Source organism: Janibacter sp. CoH_79_TC_3, from assembly GCF_058197955.1.
The window spans coordinates 1-18362 of record NZ_JBXWIV010000006.1 but is presented as its reverse complement, the minus strand read 5'-3'; the positions used below and the strand labels follow the sequence as shown (position 1 = coordinate 18362).

Below are 18362 nucleotides of genomic sequence, written 5' to 3'. Positions count from 1 at the left end.
TAAAATTTATCCCTACCATAAAGATAAGTCATCGATGCCAAGTTCTATTTTTACGTTATCTTACTCACCGTTGATGACAGCGCTCGTTGCATTAAGCATCAGCGCCTGTCAGCCAATAGACGATGTAAACAATGATGCGATAAGCAATGATAGCGAAAATTGGTCATGTCAGTCGCAAAACGTGCCCTTTGCTTATAGCGTTTGTCGTATCGAAGCGCAGACGTTATCAGACCCACGCTATTCATTGCAGCTGTTTTGGCAGCAAGCGGATAGCAGTGCTAATAACAACCAACCACTGCTAACTTTCGATACTTTATTAGTGGCACTGCCCTCTAACCAAACGCTGAATTTTGCCATGAATGCAGGCATGTATAATGAAAATTATGCCCCGATTGGCTATACAGTTATCGAAGGTAAAGAGCTGCGCGCGTTAAATCTTAACGAAGGCGGCGGTAACTTTCATCTATTGCCCAATGGCGTGATGTGGTGGGATAAGTCTGGCAAAGTGCAAATTACTGAAAGCAACGCTTTAAATGAGCAGCTCAAAAGTGGCAGCGCACAACCTTGGTATGCGACGCAATCAGGTCCTATGTTGGTCATCAATAATGAGATTCACCCACAGTTCAATCCTGACAGTACCTCGCTTAAGCTGCGTAATGGTGCCGGTGTTTGCAGTGACGGTAGTATACAATTTGTTAATAGTGAAGCGCCGGTGAGCTTTTATCAATTTGCCGCGCTGTTTAAGGATGAATTAAACTGTCCAAATGCATTATTTTTAGATGGTGGTATTGCTTCGGCACTCTATGCACCGACTATCGATAAGCATGATAAAAAAGAGATGGGCGTGATGATTGGGCTGACAGAAACAAAGAATTAGAAAAGAAAGAGTAAGAACACAAAATTAGAAATAAAAAAATAGCCGCTATATTTTATAACGGCTATTTTTATGAGTGTTTCAATAATAAATAAAGCAAATGATTCTTACAATTATCAATTAGCGCGCTAGATAATTGGTCATCTCCTCTACCCCATGCAAGGTCATCGGATACATTTTATTGTCGAAAAGTTTTTTAATCTCAACGATGGTTTGAGTATATTGCCAATAATTAGGGTTTTCAGGATTGAGCCAAGCGACTTTATCAAAATGCGCCAGTACCCGCTTGAGCCATACGATACCCGCCTCATTATTCATATATTCTACGCTACCACCGACCGTCATCAGCTCATAAGGCGACATCGACGCATCTCCAACGAAGATAACGCGATACTCTCGACCGTATTTATTGAGCAACTCATACGTTGGCATTGGCGCACTATGGCGACGATTATTGTCCTTCCAAACATAGTCGTACAAACAGTTATGAAAATAAAAAAACTCTAAGGTTTTAAATTCATTTCTAGCGGCAGAAAATAGCTTTTCTAAGGCTTCAACATGGACATCCATACTGCCGCCCACATCGAACAGCATCAATACTTTGACGCGATTACGACGCTCAGCTTGCATATGGATATCAAGCACGCCTTTTTTTGCCGTGCGCTTAATAGTTTCGTGAATATCTAGCTCATCCGCGCTACCGGTACGCGCAAACTGGCGTAAATTCCGTAGCGCCATCTGAATTTGGCGCGTGCCAAGCTGACTGTCATCATCGAGGTTGCGATATTTTCGCTGCTCCCATACTTTAGCAGCGCTGCGCTTACGCGATTCGCCACCAACGCGAACCCCTTCTGGATGGTCGCCATAAGCACCAAACGGTGACGTACCGCCAGTGCCGACCCATTTACTACCACCTTGATGACGCTCTTTTTGCTCTTTAAGACGCTCTTCAAGCGCTTTCATCAGCTCCTCTAATGAGCCGTATTTTTTCAGCAAGCGCCGCTGCTCTTCGGTTAGGTTTTTTGGGTCGAGCTTGAGATCGAGCCATTCTTTAGGAATGTCAGTCAGCTTAGCCAACAGCTCATCCATATCAAGACTGTCGACGCCTTCAAAATAGTCTGACATGGCGCGATCAAACTTATCAAAATGACGCTCGTCTTTGACCATACAAAGCCGAATCAGCCGATACATGTCTTCGCGACTAGCAAAAGTAGATAGCTCTGGATTTTCTGGATGCAGCTGCATCATCAGCCCTTGATCTAACGCAGCATTTAGGTCGAGCAGCTCACGGGTACTGACCGGCACGCCATAAGTACGTAAGGTATAGAACAGTTTGATAAACATAAGATTCGCATCGCTTATTAGCTGATATGGTGACGAATGAAGCCGTTTTATTAACTTCAATCATGAGCTTTAATCATGACAAATAGTCTGTTACTTAACGACGCATGATATTAGCAAAGCGCTGCAACAAACTCACATCAGCTTCATTTTTAAGCAGCGCACCATATAACGGCGGAATAGACTTCTCACCGCGCAAGTTTTCTTCTAACTCTGCTTGTGCCATGTCATCTGCCAATAACAATGTCAACCAATCAACCAATTCTGACGTTGATGGTGGTTTTTTAAGTCCCTGAACATTGCGTAATTTATAAAAGATATCAAGCGCGTCATTGACTAGCTTTTCTTGAATATTAGGAAAATGCACCTCAATAATTTGGCGCATGGTTTCTTCTTCAGGGAAATCAATATAATGAAAGAAACAACGACGCAAAAACGCATCCGGTAGCTCTTTTTCATTGTTTGAAGTGATAATCACGACTGGACGCTGCTCAGCAGTAATGGTCTCGCCGGTCTCATAGACATAAAACGACATTTTATCAAGCTCATGTAGCAAATCATTGGGGAACTCAATATCGGCTTTATCAATCTCATCAATCAATAACACACTGCGCTCTTTACTGGTGAAGGCATCCCACAACTTACCAGGCTTGATATAGTTGCCAATCTCATACACCTTATCATCACCCAACTGTGAATCACGCAAGCGCGATACCGCATCGTATTCGTACAGCCCTTGCTCAGCTTTGGTAGTTGATTTGATATGCCAAGTAATCAGTGGCATACCCAAACTTTCAGCAACCTCTTCTGCCAGCAAGGTCTTACCGGTACCCGGCTCACCTTTAATTAACAGTGGTTTTTGTAGCATCATCGCCGCATTTACTGCCAGTTGTAAATCGTCGGTAGCAATATAGCTTTGCGTACCGGTAAAGGTTTTCTTCGATTTATCGGTCGTGGTCGTCATAATTAGGTCTCAGTTATTGTTATAGATTAGGGGATTGAAAGGCAATTTTTGCATGATAAATAATAAATTAGATTAGCATAACCGTGCTGATTGCCCAAATACTCATGCGTTCGCAGTCACTAACAAATATTCTGCTGCGCTTTAACCCCTTATACCTTTAGCCAGCAGTAAATACTCTCACATAAAAAATGGTTTCACATAAAAAAAGACACGCACTGGTGTCTTTTAAATTTATAAATATCTTATTAATCTGGTTATCTCTGCTCAGGTGAGGTGATTGTTAGTTTTAGGGATTTAGTTTTAAGCATGTACTTTAAAAAACTTATATCACCTTATTATTTATCAGATTTCTCAATATCAGGCTTGTTAGACGAGCTGCTGTTTTTCTTTAAGCTCACTTCAGCGTCAGACTTAGTGGCTAATGGTAACTTAGTCGACTGCTGATTTACATCAGGCTGCTGAGCCAAAGTGGAATTTCCTGCCAAATAATTACCTGTCGTTAGCTGCCTCGTCGCCTGTACATCTTCTGCCGTCCGGCTACGGGCTTTATCTAAGCTGGACTCAAACGCGCCGCGAATCAGCTGCCACATGAAGCCGACGAATAAGCCAACAACCAAGACCACTAATATAGGCAACATATTGGCAATCGCGCCAGCCGTGTCTTTCATCATAATCGCATAAACCACAGCGATACTAGCAGGGGCAATCACGCTAGGGTCACCAAGCGCCGTACCGGGTGCTAATAAAACGGCAAATAGTATCATCCAGCTCATACCGCCCAACGGGCGCGGCAAGACACGAGCAACCAGTACCCAAAGTATCAATACGATAATGACACCACCAAGATACGCATACATCGGTAAGTCCGCGGCTGGCACGTCTTTTACCAGCTGCCCCCACCAAATGGCAATTTCGCCAAGAATGTCACTGATGGCTTCCAGCGGTAAGCTGCTTACAATACCTTTTAACCAGTCCATGCGTGTTTAGTTACCTGCGTTGATAAATCGTGCGTCACTTTTTTGTTTTTAAGCCTAGGTCTTTAAGCCAATGTATTTAAGTCTAAGTCTTTAAATCTGTCTTGCCATATATTGTATTTTGTCACGTATATAGACTGCTAGTTTATCACGACTTTCTACCAAAATGCATGCATGCAGATTTTTAGTAGATTTTTTATCGCTGACTTTTAAGCCTATCAATTTTAAAACGCTAAAGTTTTATACCCCTACTTTTTGGCAAACCATTAAAAATAGCTCAGAGCTATTTTTGTAATATAAGCGCACTAATCGTAAATGTTGTCTTGGGCTTCACGGGCGCGCAGCTCTGCTTGGCGGCGCATGACATCTTGCGGCGGCATTTGTACAAAATACCCTTGCGATTGTAATTTCGCCAATACTTCTTCTTTATCAACGCGCGCTAATTTTGGCGTGGTTGCCAAATCTAAATGCATGACAAAGTTGCTACGCCCTAAGCCTGCGCGGAAATCTTTTGGTAATACCCCAAGCCAGTCTTTAATCTCGTCGGTATCGTCAGGATAATCAGGACGCGCGATGTAAACATACATATCATCGTGCTTGGGAAACTTATAAATATCGCAATGCATAAAGACACCTATTGCATACTAAAGGTTAAAATCATCTATCAAAATCGCTATTAAATGACTGCTACTAAATAGCCTATATTAAATAGCTTAAATTAAATGAATGAGAAATATGGGAATAATGGCTGCTAGCCTAGCATAATTTATCTGGTTTTCAATAGTAGCTTTGCGTAGCAGGTTTTGCAGAGATAGCTTTTGATGGCTTTATGTTGCCGTATAGAGGTGCAATAAATTGGCTTTTTTAGCGGTTTATTTACCTCAATATCTCTAGAAAAGCGCATTTTGGTTAAATTATCCACTTTAATGCATGTGGTGGCTTGTAAAAAAACCATTAACCTTTCATAATAAAAGCGTTTTTCAGGAGAGAGTCTTTAGCGCGATATCGAGTGCAATCATTTAATGATTTGCATTGATCATTGCGACAAGACCACCGAAGGCGCATCCACCCTGCCAATCGCTCAGGTAAAAGGACTGAAAAACACATGCCACAACTGTTTCGCTGTCTACCGTCAATCGCGTAGCACACCCAAATACAAGGCATAACAAATCTGGAGAGCGGTAAGTGCGGACGACGCCTTACCCACCGAAGGGGAGAAAATGCGACATCATTGCTATTGTTCTGCAAGCAAATGCTTAGACAAAAAATGATGGTTCGTATTGAAAATCTCAGGTCACAGGACAGATAGGGCTTCTGCTTAAATCGACGTTCAGCGTTGGTTTGGCTTACTGCTTTATCTTTTTTTTCTGTGCTACCCTTGGTTGCAATGCTTGCACCCTGCAATATTGCTTCTCGCTACTATGATACTGCACATCGCTCATTACTCTGCCGAGTACGACCGATGTACACATAAGGATTTGTTATGACCGACACTCAAAACGCCAGCTCTCAAAACGCAAGTACTTCAGCCCCTAAACGCACACCTCTTTACCAGTCTCACGTTGATAGTGATGGCAAACTGGTGGATTTTTCTGGTTGGGAACTGCCAATCCATTATGGTTCACAAATCGAAGAGCACGAAGCAGTGCGTACCGATGCTGGTATGTTTGACGTCTCGCATATGGTCGTCGCTGATGTTAAAGGTAGCGACGCCAAAGCATGGCTACAAAAACTGCTGGCAAACGATGTTGATAAACTAAAAACCGTTGGTAAAGCGCTATATTCAGGTATGCTCAATGAGCAAGGCGGCATCATCGATGACTTAATCGTCTACCTAATGAATGAAGACGCGACCGAATATCGTATCGTCTCAAACGCCGCCACTCGCGATAAAGACATGGCACAATTTGAAAAAGTTGCCAAAGGTTTTGATATTACCATCACCGAGCGTCCAGAGCTTGCTATGATTGCCGTTCAAGGCCCAAATGCCGTTGAAAAGCTGGCGCAAACTAAACCAAGTTGGGCCGATACCTTGGCTGGTCTTAAGCCTTTCGTTGGCGCTGATTTAACAGACATCGAAGGCACCGATTGGTTCGTTGCTCGTACCGGCTACACGGGTGAAGATGGTGTCGAAGTGATTATGCATGGCGACGATGCACCTGCGTTCTTTGAGCAATTAAAAGCCAATGGCGTTAAACCTGCCGGCCTTGGCGCGCGTGATACTTTACGTATGGAAGCGGGCATGAACCTTTATGGTCATGATATGGACGACAGCGTAAGCCCTTATGAATGCAACATGGGCTGGACACTGGCGTTAAAAGACGAGCGCGACTTTATCGGTCGTGAAGCTTTGGTTAGTAAACGTCAGCAGGCAAAAGACGACAACACCGCTATGAAACAAGTTGGCTTACTATTGACGACGCGCGGTGTATTGCGTGAAGGCATGACAGTAACCATCAATCAAGGCATGGACAATGAGCAAACTGGCATCATCACCAGTGGCACCTTCTCCCCTAGCCTAAAAAATTCGATTGCCATTGCCCGTGTACCTGCCAGCTTATCAGATGACGATAGCGTGCAAGTCGATTTGCGCGGCAAAGGTAAGTTCGTTGATGTACGCGTGCTTAAGCTACCTTTTGTCCGTAATGGTAAGCAACAGTTTGACGCGTAGGCATTATAAATTCTATTATTAGCTTCCACTATTTTTGTAAACCATCCTCTATCACTTAGGAGAGAGACCATGAGCAATATCCCAGCAGAACTAAAATACATCGCCAGCCACGAGTGGCTACGCCTAGAAGACGACGGTACTATCACTGTTGGTATCACTGACCATGCTCAAGACCTATTGGGTGACGTGGTATTTGTTGAATTGCCAGACGTGGGTGACATCATCGCGGTTGATGACGAAATCTCAGTAGTAGAATCAGTAAAAGCGGCCTCTGACGTCTATGCGCCTATTTCAGGTGAAGTCGTTGCGATCAACGAAGCACTAGAAGACGATCCGGAAATCATCAACTCTGACCCATATGGCGAAGGTTGGTTCTTTAGAATGAAGCCTGACAATATCGCTGACTACGAAGCGCTGTTGACAGCTGATGAGTACGAAAACGAGCTTTAATATCAGCTTAATACTCATATCTAAAAGCGACATTTCAATTAAATATCGCGATTTATCAATAAAAATAGAACTTATTATCATAGATATCGGCGTCAGCTGGTATCTATAGGCTTTACTTTAAATCATATTTATCAAATATGCAGTGAGTGTCGAAAGTCACATGTAAAAATACTTTGCTATTCACAATTATCATTCAATTTTATTATTCCAACTGCTAGCCAATTTATTCGTATGCATCACTTGTCAGACAATATTGAAGAGATACACTCAATACTGACCCAAGTTGATCATTCACTCCACAGCATGGATTCTCATATGACCTCTGATACTGATAAGCAAGCAAATATTGCCACGCCTGACAATACGCCTCAGCTACAAGCGTTTCGCGAAGTGGTTGAATCACGTCGTTCCGTTCGTCGCTTTACCGACACAAAGATACCTGATGACGTGTTAGCAGATTGTCTGCGTTTGGCCATGCTCGCGCCGAACTCGAGCAATCTACAGCCGTGGGAATTTTACGTGATTGATGATGCGGACAAGCGCAAACTCGCGGTAAAAAACTGCATGAATCAAAACGCAGCAAAAACTTCAGCTCGCTTGATCGCGGTCGTTGCGCGCACGGATATCTGGCAAGATCACGCCAAGCAAATCTTAAATGAATACCCCGATACGCCAGTACCAAAAAAGGTCAAAGACTACTATAACAAAGTTGTGACCATGGACTTCTTGCGAGGACCGGTCAATGTAATCTCAGCAGCTAAATGGGGCGCGACGCAGGTGGTCAGACGAGTAAAAGGTCCGATCAAATCACCTTATTACACCTTTAAAGACACCAAAAACTGGGCTACCAACAATACTGCTCTTGCCGCTGAAAACCTAATGCTTGCCCTACGCGCGCACGGTTTTGATAGCTGTCCGATGGGCGGCTTTGATGAGCCTGCTATGAAGCGCTTATTAAATTTAAGCGACGATCACCATATCATTATGATGATTGGTGCTGGCGAGCGTGCTGATAATGGTGTCTACAACACCCAGTTCCGCTTTGACCAAGAACAGTTTGTGCATTACGTATAAAAACGTAAGCCGTCATTATTTATTATCAGTTATTTTAGCCATCTCCTTTATCATCCCTTTTATCAAGGACTGTTATGACTATCTCTCAAAACCCAACGTTTGATACTTTCAAAGGTTTATTCAACGAAGCTGAATTTGTCTATCGTCATTTGGGCTCAAATGATGCCAAACAAGCTGATTTGCTCAGTGCGATTGGTTATAACGATATGGCAAGCTTTATCAATGATACGGTTCCTGAGCCAGTGCGCTTGCATAAAGAGCTAGATTTGCCAGTGGCAATGAGTGAGCATGCTGCGCTTGCTAAATTGCGTACCATGGCAGACGAGATCACGGTTAATAAGAGCTATATCGGTCAGGGCTACTCGCCAGTACGTATGCCAGCGGTCATTCAACGCAACGTTCTTGAAAATCCAGGCTGGTACACCGCTTATACGCCTTATCAAGCAGAAATTGCCCAAGGTCGCCTAGAAGCCCTGCTTAACTTCCAACAAGTATGTATTGATTTGACTGGTCTTGAGCTTGCTGGCGCTTCATTACTTGACGAAGCAACTGCTGCGGCAGAAGCGATGGCCATGTCAAAGCGTGTGAGCAAAAGCAAATCGACGCAGTTTTTTGTTGATGCCCGTATCTATCCGCAAACCTTAGATGTCATCAATACTCGTGCCAAATACTTTGGTTGGGAAGTAATCGTTGGTGATTTCGAATTGGCTAAATCAGGCGATTATTTCGGTGCTATTTTCCAATATGTCGGTCAAGAAGGCGATGTAAAAGACTTAACCGACGTTATCGCGGCGGTGAAGAAAAATAAAACTTACGTCAGCGTTGTGAGTGACATCATGAGCTTGGTGTTATTAAAATCGCCAGCCGATATGGGCGCAGACGTGGCGTTAGGTAGTACCCAGCGTTTTGGTATTCCAATGGGCTTTGGTGGTCCACATGCCGCCTATTTTGCCTTCTCTGATAAAGCCAAACGCTCAGCGCCTGGTCGTATTATTGGCGTCTCTAAAGATTCCCAAGGTAATACTGCGCTACGTATGGCGCTGCAAACTCGCGAGCAGCATATCCGCCGCGAAAAAGCCAACTCAAACATCTGTACTTCGCAAGTATTGCTTGCTAACTTAGCTGGTATGTACGCCGTTTATCATGGTCCAAATGGCGTCAAGCGCATTGCGACACGTATTCATGCGTTTGCCACTGCCTTTGCGAATGTTATTAAACAAGCAAACGACAGCAATCTAAACGTGGTACATGATCAGTTCTTCGATACCGTCGTGGTTGATTGTGGTTCAGAAAATCTTGCGACGCAGATTTTTGAAAATGCGGACAATGTTGGTTATAACTTATGGCGTTTGGGCGACAGTAAGCTTGGCGTTGCATTCAGTGAAATCAGTGATGAGCAAGACTTTAACGTTTTAACTCAACTATTTGTTAGCAAATCACACGATTTACCCGAAGCGGCTAGCGTGTCACTTGATAGCGCCCACTTGCGTACTGATGATATCTTGAGCCATCCAGTATTTAACTCGCATCATACCGAACATGAAATGCTGCGCTACTTAAAATCGCTTGAAGATAAAGATTTGGCGATGAACCGTAGTATGATTTCACTTGGTAGCTGTACCATGAAATTGAATGCTACCAGTGAAATGCTACCAATCACTTGGCCTGAATTTGCCGATGTACATCCTTTTGCACCGCGTGATCAAGTCACTGGCTATATCGCTATGATTGATAGTTTGCAAGAGCAACTTAAAGCCATCACCGGTTTTGATGAAGTGTCTATGCAGCCAAACTCTGGCGCTTCAGGCGAATATGCTGGTTTATTAGCAATCCGTCGTTACCATGAATCATTGGGCGAAACTGACCGTGATGTTTGCTTGATTCCAATGTCAGCGCACGGTACCAACCCTGCTACTGCCATGATGATGGGCATGCAAGTGGTGGTGGTCAAAACTGATGACAATGGTAACGTTGATATCGACGACTTAACCGCTAAATGTGAAGAGCATAGCACCAATTTAGGTGCCTTGATGATTACTTACCCATCAACGCACGGTGTGTTTGAAGAAGGTATCCGTCATATTTGTGATTTGATTCATAAGCATGGCGGTCAAGTCTATATGGATGGTGCTAACATGAACGCGCAGGTCGGCATGATGCAGCCTGCTGATGTTGGTGCTGACGTACTACACATGAACTTGCACAAGACTTTCTGTATCCCACATGGCGGCGGCGGTCCAGGCATGGGCCCTATTGGCATGAAGTCACATTTGGCACCTTTTATCGCTAGCCATACTATTAGCCCGGTACATAACGCGCAAAATGATTTTTCAGCCGTATCGGCAGCCCCTTATGGTTCAGCAAGCATTTTGCCTATCTCATGGATGTATATTGCCATGATGGGCCGTGATGGTCTGCTAAAAGCAACAGAGCTGGCGCTATTAAATGCCAACTATGTGGCCACTCAACTTAAAGACCACTACCCTGTGCTTTATACAGGCAAAAATGGCCGCGTTGCTCACGAATGTATCATCGATATTCGTCCATTGAAGGAAGAAACTGGCATCACTGAAAGCGATATTGCTAAGCGCTTGATGGATTATGGTTTCCACTCACCAACGATGAGTTTCCCAGTAGCAGGAACCTTGATGATTGAGCCAACTGAATCTGAATCTAAAGAAGAGTTAGATCGCTTTATCAGTGCGCTTCAATCTATCAAAGCCGAGGCTATGAAAGCTAAAGCTGGCGAAGATGGTTGGACGCTAGAAGACAATCCATTGGTCAATGCACCGCACACCGCTGCTATGGTGACCACTGGCGAATGGACACATCCATACAGCCGTGATACGGCTGCATTCCCACTGCCTTACATTCGTGCCCATAAGTTCTGGCCGAGTGTGGCACGCGTTGATGACGCTTATGGTGATAAGAACCTGATGTGTTCTTGCCCAAGTATCGAAAACTATATGTAATCGTAGTTTTCGATAAATCATAAACAGTTTTTATAAAAAAACCTCCAAGTCAGCAGCTGATTTGGAGGTTTTTACTTTTTCTATTCTTAGCCACTAACTTAAAAGACAATGTCATTAGTACTTAAATTACCATTAAGAGACTTATATAATAAAATATCAGTGAAATCACTTTTTTGGATAATAATATGCAACAAACAAACCGCGTCATTCTTATTCACGGTCTGCATCATGCTCCATTTATCATGCGTCCATTAGCTAAACGCTTGCAGGCAGCAGGAGTTGATACCCATCAATATGGCTATCGTAGTGTGCGTGATGGCATCAAAACCAATAGCGCACGTCTCAATAGCTGGTTAGAAAAGCATCATCATCTTGACCAGCCCATAGATTTAGTCGGTCACAGTTTGGGTGGGCTGATTATTCGTGATTTTGTCAATCGATATCCGAAATGGCAAATAGGACACTGCGTCACGCTCGGTACACCGCATCTAGGCAGCGTTTGTGCAGACTATATTTGGCGCTTAACCCCCGCTGTGGTAGGGCACTCTTATGTCGATGCACTAGATGGGACAGTCGCCCCATTACCAGAACATATTACCCTTGGCGTTATTGCTGGCAATCGCCCTTATGGTATGGGACAGTTAGTTTTGCATCATCATAACCGTAAGCTGCTTAAAGCAGACCTACCGCCATTGAAGCAGCAACTTATGCATGATGGCACAGTATATGTCGAAGAAACTAAAATTGAAGCAGCGATCGATCATATCGTTATGCCAGTCTCGCATACTGGCATGCTGGTCAATAAAAAAGTCGCCAACCAAGTGATATATTTTTTGCAATACGGAAAGTTCAAGCGCTCATCGCCATTGAATGTCAATCGTGATTAAACGCTAGACATTAATTCCCATACCTTGTTGTAGCTCGATTTTATGCGCTGCAATAACAGGAATCAAGGTTTGTATGACCCATTCGTTGCGCCAACCTTTTAACCCTTCTGGTAACTCGCTTAGTTCTTTATCAAAAGCAATCACTTCATATAATTGTCCTAGCCATTTTTTACGCATCAATACACTAGCGGGCACACCTGTTATTTGCGCTTGCTCATCTATCGCCTGTTGCACCGCTTTTGATAGCACTTTATTTTTTGAGCGATACGGCGGCAATAGACAGTCTGGGTGCTCAGCAGGATGCAGATTTTTTGCTTCTTTGATGACCTTCAGCAGTTCTTCACCGTATAGCCGCAACATACTCCGGTGCATCGTGGTTTTATGAGCGAGCTCCCGCATATTGCTTGGCTTTTCAGTGATAATCTCTCGTACTGCTTGTTTTTTTATCACAAAGGTACGCGGCTGATTGGTCGCACGTGCCAGTTCCTCACGCCACGTCGCAACCGCTTGTAGTATCGCCATTTGCTCCGAAGTATAACGATAATCTGCCATCGTTAGATACATTGCGTCGTCTTCAACATGCTGCGCGTCATATAAATCACGGGCATAAAGTTGGCAGTCAGCCCATACATAATCGTATAAACCTTTCTTTTTTAACTCATACTCAAGGCTCAAATAAAGCGCTGGCAAAAACCGCACATCATCAATCGCATATTGCTCTTGCTCATCTGATAGCGGACGCTGTAGCCAATCTGATTGGCTGTGTTCTTTATCGATATGCATATCTAGCTGGTCATCAAGCGCCTGCTGATAACCCATTTGCAGCTGGCCCGTTAAATAAGAGAGCGCAATTTGCGTGTCAAAAATATTGGTCAACGGTGGACAACCAGATAATAGATAAAAAATCCCCAAATCTTCACCGCATGCATGCCAAATCGCGACATCTACTTTACGAAGCGCTTCCCAAAAACCCCCTAATTGCAATTGCGGCGCATCTAATAGATAGACATGATCGCCAATATTCAGCTGCACCAGCGCCAAGCGCGGATAATAAGTATCGCGCTTGATAAACTCGGTATCTAAGGCCACACGCCCGCAAGTCGCTAACGCCTGAATCACTTCGTCTAAACCACTTTGCTGCCGTACCCAAGTAATATCAACCTCATCAGCGATGTCCAATAGTGCATCGATATCTGGTTCGGGCGGTAAATCGGCTGACTTTATCTCAGTACTGATTGAGGGTTTTGATGATTCGTCATCAATATCAATAGCAGCATTGTCTGTGGTATTTGATTGGGTGGAAGCGGTTGAAGCATGGTTAGACACGGGCAGATACCTGCATAAATAGGAGAAAATAAAACGCTAAATTGCGTCTTAATAAAAGTGGATAAGAAAACAATTATAACAATTCCATCAAATAAAATGGACAAGACTTGGTTTTTATAGAGAATTTATGGAATTGCTATAAAGAATACTATAAGAAGGAACGATTTTGCATGGCTTGCCCAAGGGTCATACTATCAAGATACTCAAGCTCGCCGCCCATGGGTACGCCTTGCGCCAAGCGTGTCACCTTATTGACATGACGACCGACCGCTTCACTGATAAAGTGCGCCGTCGTTTGACCTTCGACGGTAGTACCAGTTGCCAATATCAACTCTTCAACAGGCTCTTGCTTAACCCGCCAGACCAGCTGCTCAATATTTAAATCATCAGCGCTGATTCCGTCAATCGGCGATAAGTGACCACCTAACACAAAGTAGCGCCCACGATAGCCTGCCGTTTGTTCGATAGCCATCACGTCTGCTGCGGTTTCGACCACGCATAATAGTCCATCATCACGCCTTGGGTCTTGGCATAATGGACAAACTGCCTCATCACTAAAGCTGTGGCAGCGCTGGCATTCGACGATATCACGCATCGCCTCATCAAGTGCTTGCGCCAATGCCATGCCTTGGGGACGTTTTTTAGTGAGTAGATGCAGCGCCATACGTTGGGCACTTTTTTGCCCCACGCCCGGCAAAATACGCAGCTGTTTGACCAGCTGATCAAATTTGGCTGTCAGCAAAGTAACTTCCTTTATTTAACTTAGTTTATAAATCGTAGCTATAAAAATGGGGTCGTATCGTGTCGATAACAACCCCATTTTTGTCTTCAGTATGAAGTATTTAACGCTTAGAACATACCTTGCATACCTGGTGGCAGACCCATACCTGAGGTTGCGCCAGCCATGGTTTCTTCGTATAGCTCATCCGCTTGACGAACCGCATCATTGATAGCAGCTGCAATTAAGTCTTCGATCATATCTGGCTCATCTTCCAATAAGCTTGGATCGATGGTCAAGCGTTTAACGACGTGACGACCTGTCATAGTGACTTTTACCAGACCACTGCCCGCTTCGGCGTGTACTTCTTTATTGGCCAATTCTTTCTTAGCGTTTTCAACGTTTGCTTCAACTTTCTTTTGCATCGTTTGTGCTTGTTGCATCAATGCTTGAATATTCATAGTTGCCTCTTTGGTTTTTTAATCATAAATGATTGATATTTTAATAATATAAAATGCTAACAGCGATTATACCGTTATCTTTACAAACTGTCTAAACCACGCGCCAAATCTTTGATGATATCTTCCACATCTTCCAAGCCCACTGACAAACGGATAAGGCTATCGTTGACACCTGCTTCTACACGCGCCTCAGGCGTCAGGCGAAAGTGGGTGGTGGTCGCCGGATGAGTAATCGTAGTTTTGGCATCGCCCAAATTATTGGTGATAGACAGCATTTGCGTTGAGTCAATCACATGCCAAGCAGCAGCTTTTGGATCAGCGCCCTTTAAATCAGAGCTAGCCGACGGCTTAACTTCAAAGCCCATGATAGCACCATAACCACCTTTCATATGATGTTGGCGCGTAGCCAATTCATGAGCGGAATGATTGCTTAATCCTGAAAAATGTACGGTACTGACATTGGGATGATTAACTAAAAACTCTGCCACCTGATTGGCATTGTGACAGTGCGCTTGCATACGCAATTTAAGCGTCTCAAGCCCTTTGGTAAAGACCCATGCATTAAATGGACTCATACTGATACCGCCTGAACGCACCACCGTAAATGCTTCTTGCATCAGCTTATCACTACCGACCAACGCGCCGCCCAATACTCGACCCTGACCATCTAAGTATTTAGTCGCAGAGTGAATCACCACATCAGCACCTAGGTCTAATGGCCGCTGCAATGCTGGCGTGGCAAAGCAATTATCGACGACCAATAAGATATCATTGGCTTTACATAGCTGACTTAAATATCCAATATCACAAATCTGTGCCAGTGGATTACTGGGGCTTTCACAGTAAATGACTTTGGTATTTGGCTGCACAGCCTTTTCCCATGCTTCATTATCGAAGCAATCGACATAGCTAACTTCGACGCCGAACTTTGCCATATAGTTATTAAACAAGCCAATCGATGAGCCAAATAATTGATTGGCAGCAAGCAGGTGGTCACCTGCTTTTAAGTAGGCTAAGCACATGGTCAAAATCGCACCCATACCTGAAGCCGTCGCAACGGCGCGCTCGCCATTTTCAAGCGCTGCCAAACGCCGCTCAAAGGTACGCACAGTAGGATTGGTATGGCGCGAGTAAACGTTGCCCGACTTTTCGCCATTAAAGTGGGCAGCGGCATCTGATGCCGACTCATAGACATAAGAGCTGGTGGTAAAAATTGCTTCTGAGTGCTCGCCCTCGTCAGTGCGATGTTGGCCCGCCCGTACGGCGATAGTCTGCATGCCATAATCGAGGTTTAAATTGAGCGCGTCACTGCGCCAGTTTGGATCTATTTTATTCAAATTGCTATCATCATGCGTTTGCGACTGACTCATAAGTTTTCCATTGCACGGGTTATTATTAAACATACGGCTTATTTTTGATTATAAATACCATTCATTCGCGTTATCATAGCATGCCAACTTATTCCAAACAGCTGCTTTCAAAGCCATGCTAAATATTATTTTTGCATACTATTTAGTAAGAAGATTCTTAATCATTTACAACCAAGACTGCTTAAAGCATTTGTAAGGGTGCAATGCAAGCGCAAACGATGACCGGAAGATATTTGTAGCATGGCTAATAAAGCGCTGTATCTAACAAAAATAACGTATTTATAATAGGCACAGATGACGACAACTGCTAAGCTTAGCGGCGCTTTGAATCTTGCTTTGAGCGATATTATCATAGGCTACATTATCAGTGCTATCATCGCTAAAAATAGCCAAAAAATTCAACCCCATTTAACTTAACAAGCGCTGCGTTATATTCAGGCTCACGAAGGTAGCTCATTTATGTCGATATTCAGTATAGAACCAAGCAACTTATCGTTGAGTCTCACGCTTGGGCTCACCTTAAGTCTTAGTGGCTGCCAAACTTTGCCAAAGCAGCCGCATTTGCCTGAAAGCCAAGCATTATCGGCACGCGTTGAAGCTTTATACCAACAGAATGATAGCCAACAGGACGCTAATCAACAAGCGGATAGCCAACAAACAGATAGTCAGCAAACTGCTACTCTAGAAGACAGTAGTAATCAAGACAGTGCTAATAAAAATAGTAGCCAAGATAATAACGCAAATACCAATCCACAAAGCAATAGTACGGATTTGGTGGCAGCGATTAGTGAACAAAACGAGATTCACCCTGATTTATCTGGTTACCACCCGATTGTGACGGGAGCCAATGCCTTTGCGTCACGCAGTATTTTGACCAATATGGCCACCCGTAATATCGATGCGCAATATTATATCTGGCATAATGACCAAGCTGGACAGCTGATGCTAAAAGACTTGTGGGATGCCGCCGAGCGCGGGGTCATTGTGCGCCTGTTGCTCGATGATTTTAATAATAGCGCCAAGTTTGATCAACATCTATTACGTTTTGCCAGCCACCCTAATATTGCGGTACGTATTATCAATCCATTGATGTACCGTAAATTTCAAACTTTAAATTTCGTCACTGGTTTACCGCGAATCAATCGCCGCATGCACAATAAAAGCATGATTTTTGATAAGCAAATCACCATTATTGGTGGGCGTAATATTGGCGATGAATACTTAAGTAACGATAAAAACAGCCAATTTGCGGATTTAGACGTTTTACTGATAGGCAAAGTCGTCGCCGATATTGACAACAGCTTTGCCAGCTACTGGTCGGCACCGATATCATTTGATATTCAAACCTTAGCGACCCTTGATAAAGGTGAAACCACTGACTTTTTAGAGGGCTTAGATAAATTAAGAAGTGATGAGAAAAATGATAGCAGAAGTAGTTTGGAAGTCTATAAAACTGCTATCGAGGATTCGTCTATTGATACTGATTTAATCAATAAACGTGTGCCCTTTCGCTGGACGAACATGCAGTTTTTGAGTGATGATGTCGGAAAACTGACCAAAACTGTGCCAGCGGATACCAATTTGGTGCATCAGCTGCGCACCCTATTGGGTAGCCCAAGCAAGCGCCTAACTATTATCTCATCTTATTTTGTACCGACCAAAGATGGTGTTAACACCTTGGTAGCGCTGGCAGAATCTGGTATTGAAATCAATATTTTAACCAACTCTTTTGATGCCACCGATGTGACCGCCGTGCATTCTGGCTACAGTCAATGGCGTCCTAACCTGCTACGTGCAGGAGTGAAAATATACGAGCTAAAATCTACGGCCTCTGAAGAAAAACGCGAAAACAAGCTGTGGAAGGCGCGCAGTCAGTCGTCAACCAGCTTGCATGCGAAAGCTTTTGCCGTTGATGACTATCAAGTATTCATCGGCTCATACAATGTCGACCCGCGCTCCGCTAATATCAATACCGAGATGGGGGTGATTATCAATGACGATGAGCTCGCAAAACAGTTACATGATGCGCTGAGCGATGATTTATTAACCCAAGCGTATGAAGTGAAATTATTAGAAAACGGCAATTTACAGTGGCATACGATAGAAGGTGGCAAAAAAGTGGTCTACGATTCAGAGCCGCTTGTTGATATCAGTGACCATGTTTGGCTGACCATCATGTCATGGCTACCGATTGATTGGTTGCTATAGTCAGTTCAAAATAAAAGTGTTATGCCTTGGACAAAGATCATAAAACAATTTGGATAAGTCGTTTTCCATCCA

General features: G+C 43.8%; 15 protein-coding genes and 2 riboswitches. Of the genes, 7 read left to right on the top strand and 8 right to left on the bottom strand.

What is annotated here, in order from left to right:
• Positions 1-34 precede the first annotated feature (34 nt).
• A complete protein-coding gene (locus AC2FA3_RS07370; protein ID WP_490509024.1) occupies positions 35-877 on the top strand; it encodes a phosphodiester glycosidase family protein in 843 nt (280 codons plus the stop codon).
• Positions 878-994: 117 nt separating this feature from the next.
• Here the strand turns inward: AC2FA3_RS07370 and AC2FA3_RS07365 are convergent, their stop codons facing one another.
• From AC2FA3_RS07365 to AC2FA3_RS07350, 4 genes are all read right to left on the bottom strand, one after another.
• On the bottom strand, positions 995-2218 hold the full coding sequence (locus AC2FA3_RS07365; protein WP_490509023.1) for a vWA domain-containing protein: 1224 nt from the start codon (positions 2216-2218) through the stop codon (positions 995-997).
• Between the two features lie 94 nt (positions 2219-2312).
• A complete protein-coding gene (locus tag AC2FA3_RS07360) occupies positions 2313-3179 on the bottom strand; it encodes an AAA family ATPase (protein ID WP_490509022.1) in 867 nt (288 codons plus the stop codon).
• A 335-nt stretch (positions 3180-3514) separates the two neighbouring features.
• Positions 3515-4156, bottom strand: a complete 642-nt coding sequence (locus AC2FA3_RS07355) for a hypothetical protein (RefSeq protein ID WP_490509021.1) — start codon at positions 4154-4156, stop codon at positions 3515-3517.
• Between the two features lie 302 nt (positions 4157-4458).
• Positions 4459-4779, bottom strand: a complete 321-nt coding sequence (locus AC2FA3_RS07350) for a YcgL domain-containing protein (protein ID WP_490509020.1) — start codon at positions 4777-4779, stop codon at positions 4459-4461.
• Positions 4780-5124: 345 nt separating this feature from the next.
• Positions 5125-5260, top strand: a riboswitch (glycine riboswitch).
• A gap of 54 nt (positions 5261-5314) precedes the next feature.
• A riboswitch (glycine riboswitch) is annotated at positions 5315-5468 on the top strand.
• 168 nt (positions 5469-5636) lie between these two features.
• Here AC2FA3_RS07350 and gcvT point away from each other — a divergent pair.
• From gcvT to AC2FA3_RS07325, 5 genes are all read left to right on the top strand, one after another.
• Positions 5637-6824, top strand: a complete 1188-nt coding sequence (gene gcvT / locus AC2FA3_RS07345) for a glycine cleavage system aminomethyltransferase GcvT (RefSeq protein ID WP_490509019.1) — start codon at positions 5637-5639, stop codon at positions 6822-6824.
• 69 nt (positions 6825-6893) lie between these two features.
• Entirely contained in the window at positions 6894-7274 is a 381-nt protein-coding gene (gcvH, locus tag AC2FA3_RS07340) for a glycine cleavage system protein GcvH (RefSeq protein WP_011280078.1), read from the top strand.
• 315 nt (positions 7275-7589) lie between these two features.
• Positions 7590-8348: a nitroreductase family protein gene (locus AC2FA3_RS07335; RefSeq protein WP_490509018.1), complete on the top strand. Its 759-nt coding sequence runs from the start codon at positions 7590-7592 to the stop codon at positions 8346-8348.
• Between the two features lie 74 nt (positions 8349-8422).
• Positions 8423-11320: an aminomethyl-transferring glycine dehydrogenase gene (gcvP, locus tag AC2FA3_RS07330; RefSeq protein WP_490509017.1), complete on the top strand. Its 2898-nt coding sequence runs from the start codon at positions 8423-8425 to the stop codon at positions 11318-11320.
• 185 nt (positions 11321-11505) lie between these two features.
• A complete protein-coding gene (locus tag AC2FA3_RS07325; RefSeq protein WP_490509016.1) occupies positions 11506-12207 on the top strand; it encodes an esterase/lipase family protein in 702 nt (233 codons plus the stop codon).
• A 3-nt stretch (positions 12208-12210) separates the two neighbouring features.
• On the opposite strand, the gene AC2FA3_RS07320 is transcribed toward AC2FA3_RS07325, so the two are convergent.
• The 4 genes from AC2FA3_RS07320 to AC2FA3_RS07305 form a co-directional block, all read right to left on the bottom strand.
• Positions 12211-13533 (bottom strand): ribonuclease D, encoded by a 1323-nt coding sequence (locus AC2FA3_RS07320; RefSeq protein ID WP_490509015.1) that lies wholly within the window; start codon positions 13531-13533, stop codon positions 12211-12213.
• A gap of 148 nt (positions 13534-13681) precedes the next feature.
• On the bottom strand, positions 13682-14275 hold the full coding sequence (recR, locus tag AC2FA3_RS07315) for a recombination mediator RecR (protein WP_201543755.1): 594 nt from the start codon (positions 14273-14275) through the stop codon (positions 13682-13684).
• Between the two features lie 107 nt (positions 14276-14382).
• The gene (locus AC2FA3_RS07310) at positions 14383-14712 is read right to left on the bottom strand and encodes a YbaB/EbfC family nucleoid-associated protein (protein ID WP_201543753.1); all 330 of its coding nucleotides are present in this window, start codon (positions 14710-14712) and stop codon (positions 14383-14385) included.
• A gap of 80 nt (positions 14713-14792) precedes the next feature.
• The gene (locus AC2FA3_RS07305; RefSeq protein WP_490509014.1) at positions 14793-16082 is read right to left on the bottom strand and encodes an O-succinylhomoserine sulfhydrylase; all 1290 of its coding nucleotides are present in this window, start codon (positions 16080-16082) and stop codon (positions 14793-14795) included.
• A gap of 459 nt (positions 16083-16541) precedes the next feature.
• Here AC2FA3_RS07305 and AC2FA3_RS07300 point away from each other — a divergent pair, with 459 nt between their 5' ends.
• Positions 16542-18290, top strand: coding sequence for a phospholipase D family protein (locus AC2FA3_RS07300; protein WP_490509013.1), 1749 nt, complete (start codon positions 16542-16544; stop codon positions 18288-18290).
• The last annotated feature ends 72 nt before the right edge of the window (positions 18291-18362 follow it).

Bases quoted from the DNA above. Each gene is read 5' to 3' on its own strand.
- AC2FA3_RS07305 (WP_490509014.1), bottom strand. From the start codon at position 16,082: ATGAGTCAGTCGCAAACGCATGATGATAGCAATTTGAATAAAATAGAT.
- AC2FA3_RS07325 (WP_490509016.1), top strand. From the start codon at position 11,506: ATGCAACAAACAAACCGCGTCATTCTTATTCACGGTCTGCATCATGCT.
- gcvH (WP_011280078.1), top strand. From the start codon at position 6,894: ATGAGCAATATCCCAGCAGAACTAAAATACATCGCCAGCCACGAGTGG.
- AC2FA3_RS07355 (WP_490509021.1), bottom strand. From the start codon at position 4,156: ATGGACTGGTTAAAAGGTATTGTAAGCAGCTTACCGCTGGAAGCCATC.
- gcvP (WP_490509017.1), top strand. From the start codon at position 8,423: ATGACTATCTCTCAAAACCCAACGTTTGATACTTTCAAAGGTTTATTC.
- gcvT (WP_490509019.1), top strand. From the start codon at position 5,637: ATGACCGACACTCAAAACGCCAGCTCTCAAAACGCAAGTACTTCAGCC.
- AC2FA3_RS07360 (WP_490509022.1), bottom strand. From the start codon at position 3,179: ATGACGACCACGACCGATAAATCGAAGAAAACCTTTACCGGTACGCAA.
- AC2FA3_RS07350 (WP_490509020.1), bottom strand. From the start codon at position 4,779: ATGCATTGCGATATTTATAAGTTTCCCAAGCACGATGATATGTATGTT.
- AC2FA3_RS07365 (WP_490509023.1), bottom strand. From the start codon at position 2,218: ATGTTTATCAAACTGTTCTATACCTTACGTACTTATGGCGTGCCGGTC.
- AC2FA3_RS07300 (WP_490509013.1), top strand. From the start codon at position 16,542: ATGTCGATATTCAGTATAGAACCAAGCAACTTATCGTTGAGTCTCACG.
- AC2FA3_RS07370 (WP_490509024.1), top strand. From the start codon at position 35: ATGCCAAGTTCTATTTTTACGTTATCTTACTCACCGTTGATGACAGCG.
- AC2FA3_RS07310 (WP_201543753.1), bottom strand. From the start codon at position 14,712: ATGAATATTCAAGCATTGATGCAACAAGCACAAACGATGCAAAAGAAA.
- AC2FA3_RS07335 (WP_490509018.1), top strand. From the start codon at position 7,590: ATGACCTCTGATACTGATAAGCAAGCAAATATTGCCACGCCTGACAAT.